Source organism: Staphylococcus sp. Y174-1, assembly GCF_049897865.1.
Lineage (GTDB): Bacteria > Bacillota > Bacilli > Staphylococcales > Staphylococcaceae > Staphylococcus > Staphylococcus saprophyticus.
This window is the reverse complement of sequence record NZ_JAFCXB010000001.1, coordinates 1,089,854-1,111,995: the sequence shown is the minus strand read 5'-3', so window position 1 is coordinate 1,111,995 and position 22,142 is coordinate 1,089,854. Positions and strand designations below refer to the sequence as shown.

Sequence of the window (22,142 nt, the reverse complement as noted above, 5' to 3'; positions counted from 1 at the left end):
ATTCAACATAGTCATGCATAATAAAAAAAATACTTATGTTCGGTCACCTTTTGTGACACGAAATATGGAGGTGAATCCCTAGAAATAGGGAACTAATTGGAAACAGTGACCATAATGAATTTAGTAATATTTTTTCTTTTAATAGCATTAACAACGGTATTCGTAGGATCGGAATTTGCTTTAGTAAAAGTGCGTAGTACAAGAATCGATCAACTCGCTGCGGAAGGTAATGGTAGCGCACGCGTAGTTAAAAAAATGATAAAAAATCTAGACTATTACTTATCGGCATGTCAACTCGGTATAACAGTAACGTCATTAGGTTTAGGTTGGTTAGGTGAACCAACTTTCGACAAATTATTGCATCCATTATTTGAACTGATTCATTTACCAGATGCTTTAACTACTACAATTTCATTTATCGTATCCTTTATTATCGTGACATACTTGCACGTAGTATTGGGTGAGTTGGCACCGAAGACATTAGCGATTCAACATACTGAAAAATTAGCATTGTTATATTCAAGACCACTTTATTATTTTGGTGTCGTTATGAAACCATTAATTTGGTTAATGAATGGTTCAGCAAGGATGATTATTCGTATGTTCGGCGTTGACCCAGATGCGAATAACGATGCAATGTCAGAAGAAGAAATAAAAATCATAATTAATAATAGCTATAACGGTGGAGAAATCAATCAAACAGAATTAGCTTATATGCAAAATATCTTTTCATTCGATGAAAGACAGTCTAAAGATATCATGGTTCCCCGTACACAAATGATTACAATGAATGAGCCATTTAATGTAGACGAATTGTTAGAAACGATTAAAGAACATCAATTCACACGTTATCCAATCACAGCAGATGGAGATAAAGACCATGTGAAAGGCTTTATTAATGTTAAAGAATTTTTAACAGAATATGCTTCTGGTAAACAAATTAAAGTAAGTAACTACATTCATGATTTACCTATGATTTCAGAAACAACACGTATTAGTGATGCACTGGTACGTATGCAGCGTGAACATGTTCATATTAGTTTGATAATTGATGAATATGGCGGTACTGCTGGTATCTTGACAATGGAAGATATATTAGAAGAAATTGTTGGTGAAATCCGTGATGAGTTTGACGATGATGAAGTCAATGATATTGTTAAAGTAACGGAAAATAGATACCAAATTAATGGTCGTGTGTTATTAGATGATTTAAACGATCAACTTGGCATTGAATTTGAGGATTCAGAAGATATAGATACCATTGGCGGTTGGTTACAAGCACATAATACCAATTTACAGCAAAATGATTATGTGGATACTGAATACGATAGATGGGTTATTTCAGAAATTGATAATCATCAAATTATCACAGTTATTTTAGAATTAGAACATAATAAAACAAGACCAACTTTAGAAGAACTTGAAGAAGAAGAAGAAAACGATTAATCTAATTCCAGTTTCAGATGGAATAGTTATACGAAATCCTGACAAAGCATCAATGCTTTGTTGGGGTTTTTTGATTTTTACATATATGAAAAGATGATATAGTGTATTTTAGTAACAGTATTGGTAATATGTGCAGGATTTAGAAGCATAAATGAAAAGGGGTTTGAATTATGTTAGAAGACGTATATTATTTAAACAACGGTTATCCTATGCCGAAAGTTGGATTAGGTGTCTATAAAATTACTGATGACGAAATGAATGTTTCAGTAGCAACAGCACTAGATGCTGGTTATCGTGCATTTGATACTGCCTATTTTTATAAAAATGAAATAGCCTTAGGCAATGCATTAAAAAAAGCTGACATTCCGCGTGAAGATTTATTTATTACATCAAAATTATGGAATGATTATCAGGGTTATGACCGTACAATTGAATTTTTTACTAAATCTATTGAAAATTTAGGTACTGATTACCTAGATTTATTTTTAATACATTGGCCATGTGAAGCAGATGACTTATTTATAGAAAGTTATAAAGCTATGGAGGCATTATATGAAGCGGGTAGAATACGTGCGATTGGTGTATGTAACTTTAAACAACACCATTTAGAGAAATTAATGAGTGAAACAGATATCGTGCCAGCTGTGAATCAAATTGAAGTACATCCTTACTTTAATCAACAAGAACTGCAAGCATACTGTGATAGTAAAGATATTGCTGTTACAGCGTGGATGCCGTTGATGAGAAATCGAGGTTTACTTGAACATGAAGTCATTTTAAAACTAGCAGAACGCTATGAGAAGACACCGGCTCAAATTGTGTTACGTTGGCATCTTGCACATAACCGACTTATTATTCCAAAATCAAAGACACCTGAACGTATTAAAGAAAATTATGATATCTTCGATTTTAATCTTGAGCTCACAGATATCGCAGAAATTGATGCAATGAATCGTGATGAAAGACAAGGTAAAGATCCAGATGAAGTACGCATCGGTACATTAAAATAAACGAAAGATGAGTCTGGGACATAAATAGTTGTCTCAGACTCTTTTTCGTTTAGGCAGTAGATGACTGAATTGAAAATACGCTTATATCAAGCTTTTTTCAATCCTAGTCATCCTTGCCGGGGTGGGACTACGAAATCTCTATTAAAAAATTTGATTTCTGTCCCACTCCCTTTATTTATTGTTGCAATGGTTATTGTTTTCAAATAGTTCCAATAGTTGATAGACTTAATGTAACAATTTATATCTTTAATCATTTTAAATTTCAGTCAATATGATTGGTTGAGTAAAAATCGTTTTTACTGAGTTTATGAACATTAAATTGACATGAACGTGTTAATTTAAGCAAAGGCAGAAACTAAGCATATACATTAAGTTTTACCATTGAACATTAAGGCTATATAAAGATTGTGTAAATTTAATTGATTTAGATAGCATGATGTAGGTGGGAATTGATAAAGTAAAATTGAAGTAATTGAAATGAAGGTGTTTAGGTATGCAAATCAGAGTTATAGTACCTTGTTATAATGAAGGTGAAGTGATTTTAAAAACGTATGAAAAATTGACTGAGATTTTATCGAAAGATAGTCAGTACCATCACTATGACTACGATATATTATTTGTAGATGATGGTAGTAAAGACAAAACAATTAATTATATACAAGATATGGCTACAAAAGATCATCACGTAAAATTTATTTCATTTAGCCGAAACTTTGGTAAAGAATCTGCAATGATAGCTGGCTACCAACATAGTAAAGACTGTGATGGTGTGATTATGATAGATGCCGATTTACAACATCCGCCGGAACTCATCCCTCAGATGATTGAAGGTTATATGGACGGTTACGATCAAGTGATAGCTAAGCGTGATAGAATTGGTGAAAAACAATCCAGAAAAGTAATGACTAAAATTTATTATAAATTAATTAATCATTTTGTTGAAGATATTAAACTAGAAGACGGTATTGGAGACTTTAGATTACTGAGTCAACGTGCTGTTATATCACTCACACAATTAGATGAATATAATCGTTTTTCAAAAGGATTATATGAGTGGATTGGTTATAATACCAAAGTGTTTACGTATGAAAATGTAGAGCGTGAAGATGGCGAATCAAAATGGTCATTTAGTAAATTATTAAATTACGGTATAGATGGCTTAATTTCTTTTAATAATAAACCATTACGGGCCATGATATATCTCGGGCTTATCGTGTTCTTTATTAGTTTACTTTATATAGGATACATTTCAGTCGGTATTATGATTCGTGGTGTGGAAACGCCAGGTTATTTCTCTACGATTGCCGCTATCTTATTACTCGGTGGGATACAGTTGACATCCATTGGTATTGTAGGCGAATATATTGGACGTATTTATTATGAAGTGAAACAACGTCCAAAATACATCGTCCAAGCAACGAACTTTAACTATGCGTGTGATAATAATAAACAAAATATAAATCAAGACATTAACCATGAAATTGAACGCAACAATCGACAACATGAAATGTCTGAAAAAAGTAAATCAGAAAAAGAATTAATTAAAAACAGATGAGTTACCTGTTAATTGTTAAGCGTATTGAAAGTTAGTGTGCATAATGATTTTGCAACACACGCGATACAAGGTGGACACTTGATAAGTGGCTAGCTTGTATCGCTTTTTTATTTATATAAAGTGCAATTAGGACTAATAATATTATGATAAATGGTCAACAAAGACATAGAAAAAAAGCCAATTTCGATTATTCGAAATTGGCTTTTAAAAATTGCGATTATTTTTTACGTAATTTACCAAAAATAAATGATACAACTGCTACTAAGATAATTGTACCGATAAGTGCTGGGAACACAGCGATGCCACCTAAGTGCCAACCCCAATCTCCAAGTAGCCAAGAACCTAATGCTGAACCAACGATACCAGCAATAATATTACCTAAAATACCACCTGGAATATCTTTACCGACGATACCACCAGCAATCCAGCCGATTAAACCACCGACAATTAACATAAGAATAAAGCCCATAATGATTTACCTCCTTTAATAAAAACTTAATTAACTGTTATCATATACCACAAAATATAATATCTTAATCATTTATTAGAAAAAAATATATTCTGCCATAATAAAAACCCGATAAATAGTAAATGAATTATGATGAAAGCATACCAATAGGGTGTTAATAAGGTCATTATCGTAAAGGAAAGTATAATCAATAATTGCCCGACAAAGATAGGGCGCTTAATCCGATTCATAGGTTTAAGTTGTTCTTTTTCTTTTGGCTGAAAGGTACTATAAAATAGTAAAATTGCTCCAATAAGGAAAATAGCTGGCGCTAAATAAGGGATAGACATGTAATAAGAATCATGACTCGTACTATATGTAAGAATGAGTGAAGTACTCAAAATGATTGTGAGTACAACTGCGATAAATTTTTGGTCTGTTACCTTGAAAGCAGCTACTTTTCGGTCTAGATATAATTGTAATAATGTCCAAATTATTAGTTGACCACATGTATAAAATACGATGTAATCATATTCTCCAACTAGAAATATATTAATAAAACTGTTGAGACAGATTGCTATTAGTATAGAGCTAAACTTTAGTTGTTTAAAATTCTGACGATATAAATCAATACCAAGTATGATGCATATCGCAGCGATATTTATAATGATATTAATCAGCATGATGCTCTCCTAACCTAGATACTTCATTGAAACATTATATCAATTAAGTTAAAGTTAATCATTTAATTTCATGTCTTTAATTAAAAATTATCCAATATAGTTTGAATAAGAATAACTTGATATAAATGAATGAAATGATGTCTACAGTGATAATCCACTATATAATATTTGCATCACAAAAAAAGCGATTCGTTATATAGACAAAGAGCATTATACAACGGATCGCATTCAATACTCAATTTAAACACCTTTTTTGTTACTCCAAAGCAGTGTGTGTAATTGAGGTAATACATATACATTATTCATATCACTACTCACCATCACACGGTCTACCAATGTTTCATATAATGATAATAATTTTTCAGTGTGAGCTTCTACATGCTCACCATCTAAGTAGGGATTTCCGACCTGTAAATAGAAAGGCACAGTAGGATAACGATGATGAATCATCTTAGCGAATTGGTAGTCTTCGTCATCAAAGATTACAACTTTCAAGTTCAATGATTCCGGCACACATTGCTCGATGACTTCATCTAGAATAGGGAGATTAGGTTTCATTTTTGAACTTGGTGGTTTGGGGCTAATAGTTAAGTCATCAATTTGAGTCATCCATGGTTGGAATTTGCTACCTTGTGTTTCTAAAGCACTTTGAATCCCTTTGTCATCAAATAAATCTACTAATTGTTGAATGCCTTTAATTAAAGCAGGATTTCCACCTGAAATAGTGACATGATTAAATGAATCGCCAGCAATATGATAAAGTTGGTCATATATTTCTTCAGCTGACATCATTCTAATATCTTCTTTAGCACTACCGTCCCAAGTGAAACTTGAATCGCACCAACTACAACGATAATCACACCCTGCTGTACGCACAAACATGGTCTTTCTACCTATCACGCGTCCTTCACCTTGAATAGTTGGGCCAAATATTTCTAAAACGGGTATTTTACTCATGTTTTGTCTCCTTTGGTCGATAAACAACGTAACTGGTAGGTGTTTCTCTGACATAGACCTGTAAACATTTAGGTTGGTTGTCACGTTGATTCAACGAAGTTTGAACCATTTCATAAATAGTTTGGGCAACGATTTCGGTAGAAGGGCTTTTGCCTTCAAATTGAGGTAAATCATTAAGTAAATAATGATCAAATTGGCCATGAACCAATTGTTTCAATTCACTAAAATTCACTAAGAAACCATTGTGATCTAAAGTGTCACCAGCAATTGTTAAATTTACAAAGTATGTGTGACCATGTATACGCATGCATTTTCCTGCATCATCACTTGGTATGTAATGTGCAGCAGAAAAATTAAAGTCTTTATTTAGTTCGAAGCTATAGGGATGTTGTACGCTTGGATAATTTTGTTGGAACATATTAGTCCACTCCTTTTTCCGCTAGATAAGCATTTAAACCATTTGCTCTTAATTGACAAGCTGGACATTCTCCACAGCCATCTCCAATGACGCCGTTATAACAAGTTAACGTATTGTAACGGATATAATCTAAAACGCCTAAATCATCACTTAAAGCCCATGTGGCTTTTTTATCTAACCACATTAAAGGTGTATGAATGACGAAGTCTTTATCCATAGAAAGTGATAATGTGACATTCATTGATTTAACAAAGCTATCTCTACAGTCTGGATATCCTGAAAAGTCAGTTTCGCAAACGCCGGTAATAATATGTTTGGCATTGGTTTGGTAAGCTAATGCACCAGCAAATGAAAGGAATAATAAATTTCTTGCAGGTACAAAGGTATTTGGAATACCATCATCACCAACCTCGATGTCTAAGTCGTGTTGCGTTAATGCATTGGGTGTAAGTTGTGAAAGTAATGACATATCAAGTAGATGATGCTTCACACCTTGTTCATCTGCAATTTGCTTTGCGACTTCAATTTCGGTGTCATGTCTTTGACCATATGCGAATGTGACAAGTTCTACTGACTCAAAATGTTTTTTTGCCCAAAATAAGCACGTCGTACTATCTTGACCACCACTAAATACGACGATGGCTTTGTTATTGTCTAATGTTTGTTCTGACATTTGTCTTGCACTCCTTAAAAATAGTCGAACTAACTGGTACAGGGTATAGATAAGCGCATAAAAAAACGCCTATCTCTATAAAAAAGACAGACGTTATACATGTGTCTAGTTTTTTATAGAGGGTATCAGCTAGGAACCTCTTTATATTCATTTATAACGTGATTCAGAATAATATATTTAAACTGTAAAATCAAGCTAATATTTGTGATAATAAGTATAACAGACTATTAAACATTTTTAAAAAGAGGCGACAACATGATATTAATTATTGATAATAAAGATTCGTTTACTTATAACATTGTAGACTATGTAAAACAAAGTTATCGTGGCTTAATCGAAGTGATAGACGTTACGTATTTAACAGTAAATAAAATACATGAGCTAGCACCTAAAGCAATTATTATTTCTCCGGGGCCAGGTGCGCCCAGAGATTATCCATTATTAAATGAGGTTATTAAAACATTCTCTGAAGCAATGCCCATACTAGGTGTTTGCCTTGGCTTCCAACAAATTGTGACTTATTTTGGTGGCGATATTATCAAAAGTGATAAACCGATTCATGGGCATACTACTCAAATTCGACATAGTGGCAAAGGTCTATTTCATCAATTACCGGAAACTTTTAAAGTTATGCGCTATCATTCTTTAAAAGCTCATGCACAAAATTTTCCGAATACATTAGAAATTACTGCAATCAATGAAGACAATATTATTATGGGATTAGAACATAAAGTATTACCTATATATGGCGTTCAATATCATCCTGAATCAATCCTAAGTGAACATGGGTTAACACAAATACAAACATTTATAAATATAGTGGAGGCGTATCATGCAAATACACTTTAATTATCGTTATACATTAGATGAAGAAAATTATGAAATGCATCAATATTTACTCACACAGTGTACAGATAAAAAAGTAGCTCTGAACATTGAAACGGTTGGGGAAGTGATTTCTTTTGCAGAAGCTAAGCAAAAAGCAGGTTATTATGTTGCGCTTTATATAGCCTATGAAGCGGCACCGTATTTTAATCCTCAAATGTCTACAGTGAAAATTGAAGATGCGTATATATATGCAGCAGCTTATGCGTTTGATCAAGCTACGGATGCTGAAAAACAAAATGACAAACAACCACCGCAACAGAAATGTAATTTTAAATTTAAACACCCATCGTCTCAACTGGTAGAACATATTAAAATGATTCAATCGGCGATTATTGAAGGCAATACATATCAAGTAAACTACACAACACGTTTAACAGATCAAATACGACAACCCATTGCAGATTTATATTATACGTTATTACAACAAAATCATGGTTTTTATGCTGCACTTATAGATACAGAAGAAATACAAATTGCCTCTATGTCACCCGAATTATTTTTCCAACGAGGCCCTTTTAAAAACAAAGCAGATGTACTATTAAGTAAACCAATGAAAGGGACCATCGCACGAGGTAAAACGAAAGCAGAAGACCAACTTAACCAAATGACACTGGCAGAATCGGCAAAAGATAGAGCGGAGAACGTGATGATTGTAGATTTATTACGTAATGATATGAGTCGAATTGCAAAGACTGGAACCGTAAAGGTCTATAAACCTTTTCATATCGAAACGTATAGCACCGTTTTTCAAATGACTTCAATGGTAACAAGTGAACTTAGTAGCAAGACAGATTTAATAGATGTATTAACTGCTTTATTCCCTTGTGGTTCAATTACCGGTGCACCTAAATTGAATACGATGCAATATATTAAAGATTTAGAACAGACACCGAGACATGCTTATTGTGGCACAATCGGCTTATTATTGCCGGAGGGTAAATCTATTTTCAATGTGCCAATTCGCACAATACAATACTTAAATGATGAAGCAATTTATGGAGTGGGTTCAGGGATTACTATTGATTCTATACCTGAAAATGAAGTGCAAGAATTTAAAGATAAAACAAAAATACTGGAGAGATTATAATGCAGCTATTTGAAACTTTGCGTATGGAAGCAGGTAAATTACCAAGATTGTCTTATCATAAAGCACGAATGGAACGGTCAGCAGCACGATTAGGATTCAGGTTTGATGGTGATTTATGGAAAAATGAGATCAATACCATCATTGAAAAACATCCAGTAGGACATTTTAGAACGAAACTTATTCTAAATCCAGATGGCACAATGCAACATGTCGTTGCAGATTTATCAGATAAAAAGGCATTTACAGCAAAATTTCAACAATTACAAAATCATATACCTAGATCAGTAGTAATCAACAAAACAACGCAAAGAGACCACTTAGCGCACATGCATGAGACAGACCTTATACTACTTTATGATGAAAAGGGTAAAATATTAGAATTTGATATTGGGAATGTAGCTATTAAAGAAAATAATCAACTTTTTACACCTGTTTATGAAGCAGATTTTTTACTCGGTTGTAAGCGACAAGAGATGATCGACAATGGCGCATTGCTAGAAAAAAACTTTTATTTAAACGAATTAAAGGAAAAAGTTGCGCAAGGCAAGGTATCCCTTTTTCTGATAAATAGTTTGAGAGAGGTTGCCGACGTAGAAATTTATCTATAGAATATAAAAAGTATAAACATGGTGTAGTAAATAAAATCATAAAGTGGTTTAATCATGAATTGAGTAAATAAAATAAGGGCAAAATAACAGTAGAATGTGAGTGAAGCAAAATGATGATACTAGCTTGGATACTAGTAATTATTATAATTTCTGTCATTACCAAATGGGTAGTACATTTATTAACACAACGACAAAGCATTTACTTAACTAAGTTGGTCATTACGACATCATGTATCATTCAGTTTATTATTGTCTTTTTTTTGATGAAAGCAATCGTACATTATCTGGCACAAGCATTAGATGTGTTTTATCGATAGTAACAAATTACGAGGTGAGCCTATGAAAATATATAGTCAAGGGGACCAAGCTATTGTGGTTTCTATAGAAAAAGAGGTCTCTAAAGATTTAACTGAAGAGTTATTAGCTTTGAAAAAGTATTTAGCAGATAAACAATATCCATTTATTACTGAAATTGTGCCGACGGAATCAGATATGATGATTTGTTATGATGCACGTGACATGATCAAGCACCACCATATACAGTCTCCATTCTTATATATGAAAGCATTGATGCAAACTATACAATTAGAGATTAAACATGAAGACGCGCCCGCACCTTCAATAGAAATACCAGTTATTTATGGAGGAGAATATGGTCCGGATTTAGACGCTTTATTAGCACATTATAAATTGGACTTTGAAAAATTTGTAAAATTACATACGCAACCAACATATTTTGTTTCTATGATGGGCTATACACCAGGGTTCCCTTATTTGACTGGCATGTCTAAACGTTTATTCGTCAATCATACTGGAGGTAATAAAACCTTCATACCTGCAGGATCAGTTATTATCGAAGGCAAAAAGACGGGGATTACGACGACAGATACTTATGGTGACTGGTTAGTGATTGGTTATACACCTGTAAAATTATTTAATCCAGAATTAAAAGATTTCACCAAACTTAAGCTTGGTGATAATGTTGTATTTCAAGCAACGACAGAGGAATCGCTGGATTTAGGAGGCTTTGAACCATGTCAATCATAATAGAAGGCGAAGGGTTATTTTCTAGTTTTCAAGATTTTGGACGAAAAGGCTATGAACATGACGGTGTGATTCCAGGTGGTGCCTTAGATCCGCTTTCCCATGAAATAGCAAATAGATTAGTAGCCAATGATAAACATGAAGCTACATTGGAAATGACAAATAGAATGGCAAGCTTTCGTTTTACGGAGCCTACATTAATTGCTATGAGTGGTGGCAGCTTTAAAGCTGAGACAGCACATATGAAAGTCTTGCCAAACAAATTATATTTAATGGAAAAAGGTGACGTCCTAGCATTTACTGAAACGAAGCATACATCTCGGGTGTATTTGGCAATAGGTGGCGGTTTCGAGTTAGATGAATGGTTAGGTTCAACATCAACAGATTTTAAATCGAATATCGGTGGTTTCCATGGACGAAGTTTAAAAAAAGGTGACGAAATCAATATGAAACGTGATTATACCGAGCGTCATCATAAACTTTTTGAGAATTTAGAAGAAACACATCAAACTGACTGGGGAATTGATGGCTACGCATTGTCCTTTAATTATATGTCTGATGTGTTCCATGTTATTAAAAATAAAGGCACAGAAGACTTTGAACAAAAAGCATTAAGTCGATTTACATCTGGTGAATATAAAGTGACGAGTAAAGCGAACAGGGTCGGCATGTATGTAGAAGGTAAACCAGTAAAAGCTTTCTATGAAGATATGCCTGCGCATCAATCAGTACAAATTGGCACGATACAAGTTAAAAGAGATGGCACACCCATTATTTTACTGAACGATCATTATACATTGGGTAGTTACCCCCAAATTGGTACAATTGCAAGCTATCATTTAACTAAATTAGGACAAAAGCATCAAGGTACTAAATTGAAGTTCCAATTTATCGATGTAGAAAGCGCGGAGAAAAATTTAATTAAATACACAAATTGGTTGAATCAACTATTTCATGGTATTGAGTATCGTATGCAATTAGAAATGCTCAAATAACAGTGTTGAACTGAAATTGAACAATTAAACTTTAGTGAGCTGTAATCCACAAGTGTATCTTGTTGGATTGCAGTTTTTTTATTTATATCAGTATCTATCACTGGAGTGAAGATTAAATTATGATGACATACGACTCAAGCCTGATTAATATACATAATATGCAGTGTATAATTAAATGGCATATTAATAATTAATAACCAGTTAACATCGTTTTAATAAGCCGTTAACAAAGTATTTATTTAGTCCTTAAATACATAAAAAAGTGTGTTTTTACTTGATATTCAACTGGATTTGCTTTATATTTATTAATTGAACTGTGTGCGTTTTGTTACGAATGCATTACAAATGATTGAAGTTTGTAAATGACTCGTAAAACACGACGTTAATTAAATCAATATAGTTTAAATATGCCAACTTAATGGATATTTAAAAAATTAAATTTAAAAAATGAAGTAATACACTGACTTTACTATTAATAAATTATAATCTGATTTGAAGATTTTAATAAATATTAGCCAGAAGTATCATCAACAAAGCAAATAAGGACGCAGACTGAGTTAGAGATATCAACATCGCTAACAAGTTTATTGAAAAAGTAACTTAGCCATTCTATACGAGGTTTGGATTGTATTCTAGCCATTATTAATCTATATCGGGGGATAAAAACATGAAATTGCACAAAAAGAAATTGACTCTTTTTGCGTTTTTTATTTTAACAGTATTAACTGTCACTTTAAAAACGTATTTTTCATACTATGTTGATTTTTCTTTAGGTGTTAAAGGATTAGTTCAAAACTTAATCTTATTAATGAATCCATACAGTTTAATCGCATTAGTACTAAGTATTTTCTTATTTTTCAAAGGTAAGAAAGCATTTTGGTTCATCTTTATTGGTGGCTTTATATTAACGTTCTTACTATATGCAAATGTTGTATACTTCAGATTCTTTTCTGATTTCTTAACATTTAGTACATTGAATCAAGCTGGGAATGTTGAATCTATGGGTGGTGCAGTGACGGCATCATTCAAATGGTATGATTTTGTATACTTTATTGATACAATCATTTACTTATTCGTTTTAATCTTTAAACAAAAATGGCTTGATAAGCGCGTGTTCAGTAAGAAATTTGTTCCAGTCGTGATGGCTGCTTCAATCGCATTATTCTTCTTGAACTTAGCGTTTGCTGAATCAGATCGTCCAGAATTATTAACGCGTACATTTGACCATAAATATTTAGTTAAGTACTTAGGACCATATAACTTCACTGTTTATGATGGTGTTAAAACAATACAAAATAATCAACAAAAAGCATTGGCAAACGAAGATGATTTAACAAAAGTATTGAATTATACAAAACAAAAGCAAACTGAGCCTAATAAAGAATATTTTGGTGCAGCTAAGAAGAAAAATATTATTAAAATTCACTTAGAAAGTTTCCAAACGTTCCTAATTAATAAAAAAGTGAACGGTGAAGAAGTAACGCCTTTCTTAAACAAACTTTCAACAGGTAATGAAGGCTATAGATACTATCCAAACTTCTATCATCAAACTGGTCAAGGTAAAACATCGGATTCAGAGTTTACAATGGATAACAGTTTATTCGGCTTACCTCAAGGGTCAGCGTATTCTCTAAAAGGTGATAATACTTACCAATCGTTACCTGCTATATTAGATCAACAACAAGGTTATACATCTAGTGTTATGCATGGTGACTACAAAACATTCTGGAACCGTGATCAAGTATACAAACACTTTGGTATAGATAAATTCTATGATGCGACATATTATGATATGTCTGAAGATAATATTGAAAACTTAGGTCTTAAAGATAAAGAGTTCTTTAAAGAATCTGCTGACTATTTAGCTAAAGAAAAACAACCGTTCTACAATCATTTAATTACGTTAACAAACCATTATCCATTTACAGTGTCTCCTGAAGACGCATCAATTGAAAAACCAAACACTGGTGACTCAACGGTAGATGGTTATATACAAACAGCAAGATATTTAGATGAATCATTAGAAGAATTTGTAAATGAATTGAAGAAAAAAGGTCTATATGACGACTCAGTTATTATGATTTACGGTGACCACTATGGTATCTCTGAAAATCATAACAAAGCGATGGAAAAATTATTAGGCGAAGATATTACGCCAGCTAAATTCAACGATTTAAACCGAACTGGTTTCTGGTTGAAGATTCCTGGTAAAGAAGGTACCGTTGATAAGACTTATGCAGGTCAAGCAGACGTAATGCCTACAATCTTACACTTAATGGGTATCGACACGAAAAATTATCTCATGATGGGTACAGATTTATTATCTAAAGATCACAATGACACAGTACCATTTAGAAATGGTGACTTTGTAACCAAAGACTATAAATATGTTAATGGCAGAATTTATGATAATAAGAATAATGAACCTATGACTGAAAAACCTAAAGACTTCGAAAAACGTAAACAACAATCTGAAAAAGATTTACAGATGAGTGATGACGTGCTTAACGGAGACTTATTGAGATTCTATGACAACCCAGATTTCGATAAGATTAAACCATCAGAGTATGAATATAAAACAGGTCCAAAAGGACAAGAGAAAAAATAATTTTATTAAAGCGCTCGAGACACCAAAGTCTCGGGCGCTTATTTTTATAACGTAATCGATAAGTACGCGCATTGATTGCGTATGGTGAATGCGTCACAATGTGCTAAAAATTTTATAAAAGAAAAAACGTCAATTTCTATGTATAAAAAATAGAAATTGACGTTTTTTACTGGAAATCCTATAAAGTTTGAATAGGGTATGATCGTATGCCTTATCTCTTATCCTAGAGCTACATCAAGTATCATCATGATTGTGAAACCAACCATTAAACTTAACGTTGCAAGATCAGTGTTATTACTGGCTTGGGAATCAGGGATTAGTTCTTCAACCACAACGAATATCATTGCACCTGCAGCAAATGCTAACGCATATGGTAGCATGGGTGTAATAATTAATACGGCTGCTGCACCAATCGTTGCAAATATAGGTTCAACGATTGCGGATGCTTGTCCATAATTAAAAGCTTTCCATCTTGAGGCTCCTGCAGCTCGTATCGGCATAGATAGGGCAGCGCCTTCAGGAATATTCTGGATACCAATACCAATTGCGAGTCCAAGTGCACCTAAAAATGTCGCTTGTCCATTACCAGATACAATACCGCCAAATGCGACACCGATTGATAGGCCTTCAGGAATGTTATGGAGTGTAATAGCTAAAACAAGTAACGTGTTTTTATTGAGTTTTTTAGTACTTACACCTTCGTGGTATTGGTTTGTGTCTTGGGTGTTAGGGTGTATATGTGGGATGACTAAATCTAATCCACGAATGAAAAGACCGCCCAATAGAAAACCGATAGCAGCGGGTAACCATGCTACTGATGAACCTTCGCCATAGTCAATAGCTGGTTGTAAAAGAGACCAAAAACTTGCTGCAATCATTATACCTGCAGCAAACCCCTGCATAGAATTTAATATTTTGTCGTTTACTCTTTTAAAAATAAAGACCGCTGCTGCTCCTAATGCAGTTAGTAGCCAAGTGATAATACCTGCTATTAATGCTTGGATATAAGGAGGTAAGTTTTGGAAATTTTCCGACATAAGCTTCGCTCCTTTGTATCATTTGAGTTCAAAAAGGTGTATAATATATAGAACTGAAATTAAGTTTAACAGAAATAATTATAATTTTCGATATTTAAAAGGATGTTGGACAATGGAAGCATACAAAATTGAACATTTACATAAATCATATGCCGATAAAATCATTTTTGATGATTTGCAATTGTCTATTTCTGAAGGTGAAAAAATAGGACTTGTAGGTATAAACGGTACAGGAAAAAGTACACTACTCCAAGTGATAGCTGGATTAGATGAAGACTTTAATGCTGAAGTCTCGCATCCTAACGCCTATCGCATTAGATATTCTTCGCAAAAGCAAGAATTTGATCGTAATATGACTGTATTTGAAGCTGTATTAACTTCAGAAACGAAAACACTACAAGTGATTCGTGCATATGAATCAGCTTTAAATCAATATACTGCAACACAAAGCGATGATGATTTCAAAAAAATGATGCATGCACAAGAAGAGATGGATAATTATCAGGCGTGGGATTATAGTGCAGAAATTAAAACGATTCTGTCAAAATTAGGTATTAATGACACGACGAAAGAAGTGAGTGCACTTTCTGGTGGTCAACAAAAAAGGGTTGGCTTAGCTAAAACATTAATAGAACAACCTGATTTACTACTCTTAGATGAACCTACCAACCATTTAGATTTTGAATCTATCAATTGGTTAATCAATTATGTAAAACAATATCCGCATACAGTATTGTTTGTAACGCATGATCGTTACTTTTTAAATGAAGTATCGTCACGCATCATAGAACTTGATCGCGGTAAACTCACGACATATACAGGTAATTATGAAGCTTATATTGCTAAACGTGCTGAAAATGAAGTCATAGAACAAAAACAACAGGCTAAGCAACAATCCTTATATAAAAAAGAACTCGCATGGATGCGTGCTGGTGTTAAAGCCCGTTCTACTAAACAACAAGCTAGAAAGAACAGATTTAATGATTTGGAACAAGATGTGAAAGGACAACAACATCAAGATAAAGCATCGTTGAATTTGGCATATTCAAGACTTGGAAAACAAGTGTTTGAATTAGAGCATTTAACCAAACGGATAAATGATAAAACGCTATTTGAAGACATCACACAAATCATTCAAAGTGGCCAACAAATAGGTATTGTGGGGCCAAATGGCGCAGGTAAGACAACATTACTGAATATATTGAGCGGTGAAGATCAAAGTTATGAAGGTAATCTTAAAATTGGTCAAACCGTTAAGGTCGCATATTTTAAACAAACAGAAGAGCGTCTCGAGCGCGACATCAGGATGATTGACTATTTAAGAGAAGAAAGTGAAGTTGCTAAAGAAAAAGATGGCACTTCCGTATCTATAACGCAATTGCTTGAAAGATTTCTATTTCCAAGTGCAACACATGGTAAAAAAATCTATAAATTATCAGGTGGCGAGCAAAAAAGGTTATATCTTTTAAAATTATTAGTCCATCAACCGAATGTGCTACTACTAGATGAACCAACAAATGATTTAGATACAGAGACACTTACAATTCTTGAAGATTATGTTGAGACATTTGGTGGTGCCGTCATCACTGTCAGCCATGATCGATACTTTTTAAATAAAGTCGCTCAGGAATATTGGTATATTCATGACGGAAAAATGGAACGCATCATCGGTACGTTTGAGGATTACGAAGCATATAAAAAAGAGCAAGATCAAAAGATAGAACAACAGGCTAAACAACAATCAAAAGATAAAACAAATAATGAGAAGAAAAAGAAAAAAGGTTTATCATATAAAGAGCAAAAAGAATATGAAACTATCATTGAACGTATTGATACAACTGAACAGAGATTAGAAGAGATTGATGAAGAAATGGTTGCAGCAAGTTCAGATTACGCTAAGATAAAAGCGTTGAATGAAGAACAAAAGCAATTAAATGAACAGTATGAAACAGATATCTCAAGATGGAGCGAACTTGAAGAACTAAAAGAACAATGAGGGATTTTATAACATGGAGTCAACATTATCACATTATTTTGGCTATGACACTTATCGTCCTGGTCAAAAAGAAATCATAACTAGAGTCATGAACCATCAAAATGTGCTAGGTGTGTTACCAACTGGTGGGGGAAAATCAATTTGTTATCAAGTACCAGGATTAATGTTGGGTGGAACAACGATTGTCATCAGCCCATTAATTTCTTTGATGAAAGACCAAGTTGATCAATTAAAGGCCATGGGTATACATGCAGCTTACTTAAATAGTAGTTTGACGCAAAAGCAACAAAAAGAAATTGAGACCCAACTTCGAAAAGGTGAGATTCAATTTTTATATGTTGCACCGGAACGTTTTGATAATGTTTATTTTATAAGATTATTACAACAACTATCTATTCATTTAGTTGCATTTGACGAAGCACATTGTATTTCAAAATGGGGTCATGATTTTAGACCGAGTTATCAAGATGTTATTCATAAAGTGTTTGCATTACCACAAGATTTTACGATTGTAGCACTTACAGCGACAGCCACGATAGAAGTTCAAAAAGACATCATGGAACGTTTGAATATTGGTAAGCATGATGAGGTTAAAACAAGTACAAAACGACGTAATTTAGTTTTTAAAGTAAATCCGACTTATCAACGTCAGAAATTTGTGATGGAGTACGTCAAAGAACATAAAAATGCAGCGGGTATTATTTATTGTTCAACGCGTAAACAAGTAGAAGAATTACATGACGCTTTAGAAAACAACGGCGTAGATAGTACCATATACCACGCTGGGCTTTCTAATAAAGAACGTGAGGCAGCACAGAACGATTTTGTTTATGACCGTGTCCGTGTTGTAGTAGCTACCAACGCATTTGGTATGGGAATTGACAAATCTAATGTTCGTTTTGTGATCCATTACAATATGCCAGGTGATTTAGAATCTTATTATCAAGAAGCAGGACGTGCAGGACGTGATGGTTTAAATAGTGATTGTATATTGCTATTTAGTGAACGTGATATTGGCTTGCACCAATATTTTATTTCATCATCAAAAGCAGACGATGATTACAAAGATAAAATGGGTGAAAAGCTTAATAAAATGATACTTTATACTAAAACTAAGAAATGTCTGGAAGCGACGCTTGTTCATTATTTTGAGCCAAATGAAAAATTAGAAGAATGTGGCCAATGTAGTAATTGTGTCGTTGAAAATAAAACGTACAATATGACGGATGAAGCTAAGATGATTGTCAGTTGTATTGCACGTATGAAACAACAAGAAAGTTATAGTGTGATTATTCAAGTGTTGAGAGGCGAAGAGTCAGATTATATTCGCTATTGTGATTATCATCAGCTATCAACACATGGCATTATGAAAAATTATACAACATCTGATCTCAGTCACCTTATTGATGAACTTAGATTTAAAGGATTTTTAAATGAACACGATGAAATTTTAACTTGTGATAATTCAGTCAAAGAATTATTGAATAACCAAGTAGATGTATATACAACACCATTTAAACGTAAGTCAAAAGAGAAAGTAAATATCAATACGGTCGAAGGTGTAGACCGTGCATTGTTTGATGAATTAATTAACGTACGCAAGCAATTAAGTGAGTCGTTAAGTATTCCACCAGTCAGCATATTCTCAGATTTCACATTAGAAGAATTTGCAAAAAGAAAACCAGAATCTAAACAAGAGATGATTTTGATTGATGGTGTAGGAAGTTATAAATTAAAGCATTACTGTCCAATGTTTTTAGAAAAAATCCAAACATACAAAGCTAAAAGTTAAATGAGCAAAACATTTTAATTTTCAAAAATATATCTATATACTTAATAATAATATAAATGAAAATGTGTACTTATCATGAACAACATAACTGCGAAGTTAATTTGACAATAATTAATATTTCTATGCAACCATGTATGCCATAGATTTAGTTTTTGTTAAAAATTAACTTCGCTATTTTTATAAAAAGTTTTATAAGATGTATGTTTAATGTTGTTTTGAGTTTTTGATGAATAATACATAAATTATATATAAATAGGGAATAAACTATAATAATTGTAATTTGAGTATATTAAAGTGAAGGTGATAAAGTGATAGAATTTAAAAATGTAGTAAAACGTTATGGGGATAAAACAGCCGTAGATGATATCAGTTTCAATATACAAAAAGGGGAATTTTTTGTATTGATTGGGCCATCTGGTTGCGGTAAGACGACAACTTTAAAGATGATTAATAGATTAATCTCACTTTCAGAAGGTTACATCTATTTTAATGATAAGCCGATAAGTGACTATCCTGTTTATGAAATGAGATGGGATATTGGGTATGTGTTGCAACAAATTGCTTTATTTCCACATATGACAATTAAAGAAAACATTGCGCAAGTACCACAGATGAAAAAATGGAATGAACAAACAACGAATCAGCGTGTTGAAGAACTCATGGATATGGTTGGTTTAGAACCAGAAACATATAAAAATAGAAAACCTGATGAGCTATCTGGTGGTCAACAACAACGTGTAGGCGTTGTTCGAGCATTAGCAGCCGATCCACCAGTTATCTTAATGGATGAGCCATTTAGTGCGTTAGATCCCATTAGTCGAGAGAAATTACAAGATGATTTATTAGAACTTCAACAACAAATCAAGAAAACGATTATTTTTGTGACACATGATATTCAAGAAGCAATGAAATTGGGAGATAGAATTTGTTTGTTAAATAAAGGTCATGTAGAACAAATTGATACGCCAGAAGGATTCATCAATCATCCTAAAAATGACTTTGTGAAACAATTTATGGGAAATCAATTACAACGTACGGTTAATGATTTAAAATTATCAGAAATCATTGATGGACTTCCTATCCATGAGCAAGATGTGAAAGCAGGTTATCCTGTTATCGATAGTGACAAATACGTGAAAGATATCTATTCAGCGTTAGCAAGTCATGAAACAATTATCGTTCAAGATATTACAAATGCTACGCAACACGTGTTAAGTCGTCAGGACATTTTTGAAATATTATCGGAACGTAAAGGAGGTCATCATGAATGAATACCTTCATAGATACACTCATTCAACGTAGGGGAGAATTATTAACCACGATATTTGAACATATTCAAATTTCATTTATTGCTCTGTTGATTGCGGCTTTAATAGGTGTACCATTAGGTATTGCCTTAACAAAGACACGTAAATTGTCTGAAGTTATTATGAATATTGCTGCAGTGTTACAAACAATACCTTCTCTTGCTTTATTAGGTCTTATGATCCCGTTGTTCGGTATTGGTAAAGTACCAGCGGTGATTGCGTTAGTTGTATATGCATTATTACCTATTTTAAGAAATACATATACAGGTATAAACGAAGTGGATCCATCACTAGTGGAAGCGGCAAAAGGGATAGGTATGAAACCTGGACGACGTCTTTCGAAAGTCGAATTACCTATTGCTATGCCTGTTATTATGGCTGGTATTAGAACAGCGATGGTTTTAATTATTGGGACTGCTACACTTGCAGCATTAATAGGTGCTGGTGGTTTAGGTGATCTTATCTTGTTAGGTATCGACCGAAATGATACTTCATTAATACTAATTGGTGCCATTCCAGCAGCATTATTAGCTATACTATTTGATTTAGTTTTAAGATATATGCAAAACATGTCATATAAAAAATTACTTATTTCGCTTGGCGTCATTGTAATTATTTTATTATTAGTGATTATTGCGCCTATGCTAGGTCAAAAGGGTGACAAAGTGACTCTAGCAGGTAAATTAGGTTCTGAGCCATCTGTGATTACGAATATGTATAAGATTTTAATTGAACAAGATACCGAGGATACTGTAGAAGTTAAAGACGGTATGGGAAAAACATCATTCTTATTTAATGCATTAAAATCGGATGACATTGATGGCTATTTAGAGTTTACAGGTACGGTACTAGGTGAACTAACAAAAGAGGATTTAAAATCTAAAAAAGAAGCGCAAGTCTATCAACAAGCAAAATCTAGTCTGGAAGATAAATTTGATATGACAATGCTGAAACCAATGAAATACAACAATACGTATGCTTTAGCAGTTAAAAGAGACTTTGCAGAAGCACATCATATTAAGACGATTGGTGATTTAAATAAAGTAAGTGATCAGATTAAACCTGGCTTTACTTTAGAATTTAATGATCGTGGCGATGGTTATCCTGCCGTTAAAAAAGCATATGACCTTGATTTAGGTGACGTGAAAACAATGGAGCCTAAATTACGTTATCAAGCAATTGAAAATGGAGACATTAATTTGATTGATGCTTATTCAACAGATGCTGAACTTAAAGAATATGATATGGTTGTATTAGAAGATGATAAACATGTCTTCCCACCTTATCAAGGGGCACCTATGTTTAAGGAATCATACTTAAAAGAACATCCAGAAATTAAAAAACCACTGAATAAATTAGAAGGTAAAATTTCAGATGAAGATATGCAACAGATGAATTATGATGTAACCGTTAAGAATAAAGATCCATATCAAGTGGCAAAAGATTATTTAGAAAAACACAATTTAATAAAACATTAGTATACAAAAATATGAGGCTGAGACATCTAATGATGTACTGGCCTCATATTTTAAACTTAATTTGATGATAAGGATGCATTGATTTTCGTTGAACATTGGGTTTATAATGGTT

19 protein-coding genes are annotated in these 22,142 nt (G+C 33.2%); 13 read left to right on the top strand and 6 right to left on the bottom strand.

The window, feature by feature from the left end:
• The first annotated feature begins 96 nt into the window (after positions 1–96).
• The 3 genes from ACP7BT_RS05580 (at position 97) to ACP7BT_RS05570 (ending at position 4,011) form a co-directional block, all read left to right on the top strand.
• The gene (locus ACP7BT_RS05580) at positions 97–1,446 is read left to right on the top strand and encodes a hemolysin family protein (RefSeq protein ID WP_011303668.1); all 1,350 of its coding nucleotides are present in this window, start codon (positions 97–99) and stop codon (positions 1,444–1,446) included.
• Positions 1,447–1,616: 170 nt separating this feature from the next.
• Positions 1,617–2,456, top strand: coding sequence for an aldo/keto reductase (locus ACP7BT_RS05575; protein ID WP_002483956.1), 840 nt, complete (start codon positions 1,617–1,619; stop codon positions 2,454–2,456).
• A gap of 493 nt (positions 2,457–2,949) precedes the next feature.
• Entirely contained in the window at positions 2,950–4,011 is a 1,062-nt protein-coding gene (locus ACP7BT_RS05570) for a glycosyltransferase family 2 protein (RefSeq protein ID WP_041079725.1), read from the top strand.
• Positions 4,012–4,228: 217 nt separating this feature from the next.
• Here ACP7BT_RS05570 and ACP7BT_RS05565 read toward each other — a convergent pair whose 3' ends face one another.
• The 5 genes from ACP7BT_RS05565 to queC all read right to left on the bottom strand — a co-directional run bounded on the left by ACP7BT_RS05565 (position 4,229) and on the right by queC (position 7,190).
• Positions 4,229–4,480, bottom strand: coding sequence for a GlsB/YeaQ/YmgE family stress response membrane protein (locus ACP7BT_RS05565; RefSeq protein WP_002483954.1), 252 nt, complete (start codon positions 4,478–4,480; stop codon positions 4,229–4,231).
• Positions 4,481–4,548: 68 nt separating this feature from the next.
• Positions 4,549–5,142 (bottom strand): hypothetical protein, encoded by a 594-nt coding sequence (locus ACP7BT_RS05560; RefSeq protein ID WP_002483953.1) that lies wholly within the window; start codon positions 5,140–5,142, stop codon positions 4,549–4,551.
• Positions 5,143–5,382: 240 nt separating this feature from the next.
• On the bottom strand, positions 5,383–6,099 hold the full coding sequence (gene queE, locus ACP7BT_RS05555) for a 7-carboxy-7-deazaguanine synthase QueE (protein WP_002483952.1): 717 nt from the start codon (positions 6,097–6,099) through the stop codon (positions 5,383–5,385).
• Positions 6,092–6,517: a 6-carboxytetrahydropterin synthase QueD gene (gene queD, locus ACP7BT_RS05550; protein ID WP_037538975.1), complete on the bottom strand. Its 426-nt coding sequence runs from the start codon at positions 6,515–6,517 to the stop codon at positions 6,092–6,094. The genes queE and queD overlap by 8 nt, the downstream gene beginning before the upstream one ends.
• 1 nt (position 6,518) lies before the next feature.
• Positions 6,519–7,190, bottom strand: coding sequence for a 7-cyano-7-deazaguanine synthase QueC (queC, locus tag ACP7BT_RS05545; RefSeq protein ID WP_002483950.1), 672 nt, complete (start codon positions 7,188–7,190; stop codon positions 6,519–6,521).
• Between the two features lie 255 nt (positions 7,191–7,445).
• On the opposite strand from queC, the gene ACP7BT_RS05540 reads away from it, so the two are divergent.
• From ACP7BT_RS05540 to ltaS, 6 genes are all read left to right on the top strand, one after another.
• Complete coding sequence (locus tag ACP7BT_RS05540) at positions 7,446–8,039, top strand: anthranilate synthase component II (protein WP_041079722.1); 594 nt, start codon at positions 7,446–7,448, stop codon at positions 8,037–8,039.
• Complete coding sequence (gene pabB, locus ACP7BT_RS05535; protein ID WP_069821747.1) at positions 8,023–9,165, top strand: aminodeoxychorismate synthase component I; 1,143 nt, start codon at positions 8,023–8,025, stop codon at positions 9,163–9,165. The genes ACP7BT_RS05540 and pabB overlap by 17 nt, the downstream gene beginning before the upstream one ends.
• A complete protein-coding gene (locus ACP7BT_RS05530) occupies positions 9,165–9,773 on the top strand; it encodes an aminotransferase class IV (protein WP_041079720.1) in 609 nt (202 codons plus the stop codon). The genes pabB and ACP7BT_RS05530 overlap by 1 nt, the downstream gene beginning before the upstream one ends.
• Before the next feature lie 339 nt (positions 9,774–10,112).
• Positions 10,113–10,820 (top strand): 5-oxoprolinase subunit PxpB, encoded by a 708-nt coding sequence (gene pxpB, locus ACP7BT_RS05525; protein ID WP_002483946.1) that lies wholly within the window; start codon positions 10,113–10,115, stop codon positions 10,818–10,820.
• Entirely contained in the window at positions 10,808–11,812 is a 1,005-nt protein-coding gene (locus tag ACP7BT_RS05520) for a biotin-dependent carboxyltransferase family protein (RefSeq protein ID WP_002483945.1), read from the top strand. The genes pxpB and ACP7BT_RS05520 overlap by 13 nt, the downstream gene beginning before the upstream one ends.
• Before the next feature lie 667 nt (positions 11,813–12,479).
• Positions 12,480–14,420: a polyglycerol-phosphate lipoteichoic acid synthase LtaS gene (gene ltaS / locus ACP7BT_RS05515; RefSeq protein ID WP_037538973.1), complete on the top strand. Its 1,941-nt coding sequence runs from the start codon at positions 12,480–12,482 to the stop codon at positions 14,418–14,420.
• A gap of 218 nt (positions 14,421–14,638) precedes the next feature.
• Here the strand turns inward: ltaS and ACP7BT_RS05510 are convergent, their stop codons facing one another.
• Positions 14,639–15,457: a ZIP family metal transporter gene (locus tag ACP7BT_RS05510; RefSeq protein ID WP_041079719.1), complete on the bottom strand. Its 819-nt coding sequence runs from the start codon at positions 15,455–15,457 to the stop codon at positions 14,639–14,641.
• A 112-nt stretch (positions 15,458–15,569) separates the two neighbouring features.
• On the opposite strand from ACP7BT_RS05510, the gene ACP7BT_RS05505 reads away from it, so the two are divergent.
• The 4 genes from ACP7BT_RS05505 to ACP7BT_RS05490 all read left to right on the top strand — a co-directional run bounded on the left by ACP7BT_RS05505 (position 15,570) and on the right by ACP7BT_RS05490 (position 22,030).
• Entirely contained in the window at positions 15,570–17,453 is a 1,884-nt protein-coding gene (locus ACP7BT_RS05505; protein ID WP_115338645.1) for an ABC-F family ATP-binding cassette domain-containing protein, read from the top strand.
• Between the two features lie 13 nt (positions 17,454–17,466).
• The gene (gene recQ, locus ACP7BT_RS05500) at positions 17,467–19,245 is read left to right on the top strand and encodes a DNA helicase RecQ (RefSeq protein ID WP_011303656.1); all 1,779 of its coding nucleotides are present in this window, start codon (positions 17,467–17,469) and stop codon (positions 19,243–19,245) included.
• Between the two features lie 308 nt (positions 19,246–19,553).
• A complete protein-coding gene (locus ACP7BT_RS05495) occupies positions 19,554–20,516 on the top strand; it encodes an ABC transporter ATP-binding protein (RefSeq protein ID WP_002483940.1) in 963 nt (320 codons plus the stop codon).
• Entirely contained in the window at positions 20,513–22,030 is a 1,518-nt protein-coding gene (locus tag ACP7BT_RS05490; protein WP_041079717.1) for an ABC transporter permease/substrate-binding protein, read from the top strand. The genes ACP7BT_RS05495 and ACP7BT_RS05490 overlap by 4 nt, the downstream gene beginning before the upstream one ends.
• The last annotated feature ends 112 nt before the right edge of the window (positions 22,031–22,142 follow it).

Bases quoted from the DNA above. Each gene is read 5' to 3' on its own strand.
- queE (WP_002483952.1), bottom strand. From the start codon at position 6,099: ATGAGTAAAATACCCGTTTTAGAAATATTTGGCCCAACTATTCAAGGT.
- ltaS (WP_037538973.1), top strand. From the start codon at position 12,480: ATGAAATTGCACAAAAAGAAATTGACTCTTTTTGCGTTTTTTATTTTA.
- ACP7BT_RS05565 (WP_002483954.1), bottom strand. From the start codon at position 4,480: ATGGGCTTTATTCTTATGTTAATTGTCGGTGGTTTAATCGGCTGGATT.
- ACP7BT_RS05520 (WP_002483945.1), top strand. From the start codon at position 10,808: ATGTCAATCATAATAGAAGGCGAAGGGTTATTTTCTAGTTTTCAAGAT.
- ACP7BT_RS05540 (WP_041079722.1), top strand. From the start codon at position 7,446: ATGATATTAATTATTGATAATAAAGATTCGTTTACTTATAACATTGTA.
- ACP7BT_RS05575 (WP_002483956.1), top strand. From the start codon at position 1,617: ATGTTAGAAGACGTATATTATTTAAACAACGGTTATCCTATGCCGAAA.
- ACP7BT_RS05560 (WP_002483953.1), bottom strand. From the start codon at position 5,142: ATGCTGATTAATATCATTATAAATATCGCTGCGATATGCATCATACTT.
- queC (WP_002483950.1), bottom strand. From the start codon at position 7,190: ATGTCAGAACAAACATTAGACAATAACAAAGCCATCGTCGTATTTAGT.
- ACP7BT_RS05505 (WP_115338645.1), top strand. From the start codon at position 15,570: ATGGAAGCATACAAAATTGAACATTTACATAAATCATATGCCGATAAA.
- ACP7BT_RS05570 (WP_041079725.1), top strand. From the start codon at position 2,950: ATGCAAATCAGAGTTATAGTACCTTGTTATAATGAAGGTGAAGTGATT.
- ACP7BT_RS05530 (WP_041079720.1), top strand. From the start codon at position 9,165: ATGCAGCTATTTGAAACTTTGCGTATGGAAGCAGGTAAATTACCAAGA.
- ACP7BT_RS05490 (WP_041079717.1), top strand. From the start codon at position 20,513: ATGAATACCTTCATAGATACACTCATTCAACGTAGGGGAGAATTATTA.
- queD (WP_037538975.1), bottom strand. From the start codon at position 6,517: ATGTTCCAACAAAATTATCCAAGCGTACAACATCCCTATAGCTTCGAA.
- ACP7BT_RS05510 (WP_041079719.1), bottom strand. From the start codon at position 15,457: ATGTCGGAAAATTTCCAAAACTTACCTCCTTATATCCAAGCATTAATA.
- recQ (WP_011303656.1), top strand. From the start codon at position 17,467: ATGGAGTCAACATTATCACATTATTTTGGCTATGACACTTATCGTCCT.
- pxpB (WP_002483946.1), top strand. From the start codon at position 10,113: ATGAAAATATATAGTCAAGGGGACCAAGCTATTGTGGTTTCTATAGAA.
- pabB (WP_069821747.1), top strand. From the start codon at position 8,023: ATGCAAATACACTTTAATTATCGTTATACATTAGATGAAGAAAATTAT.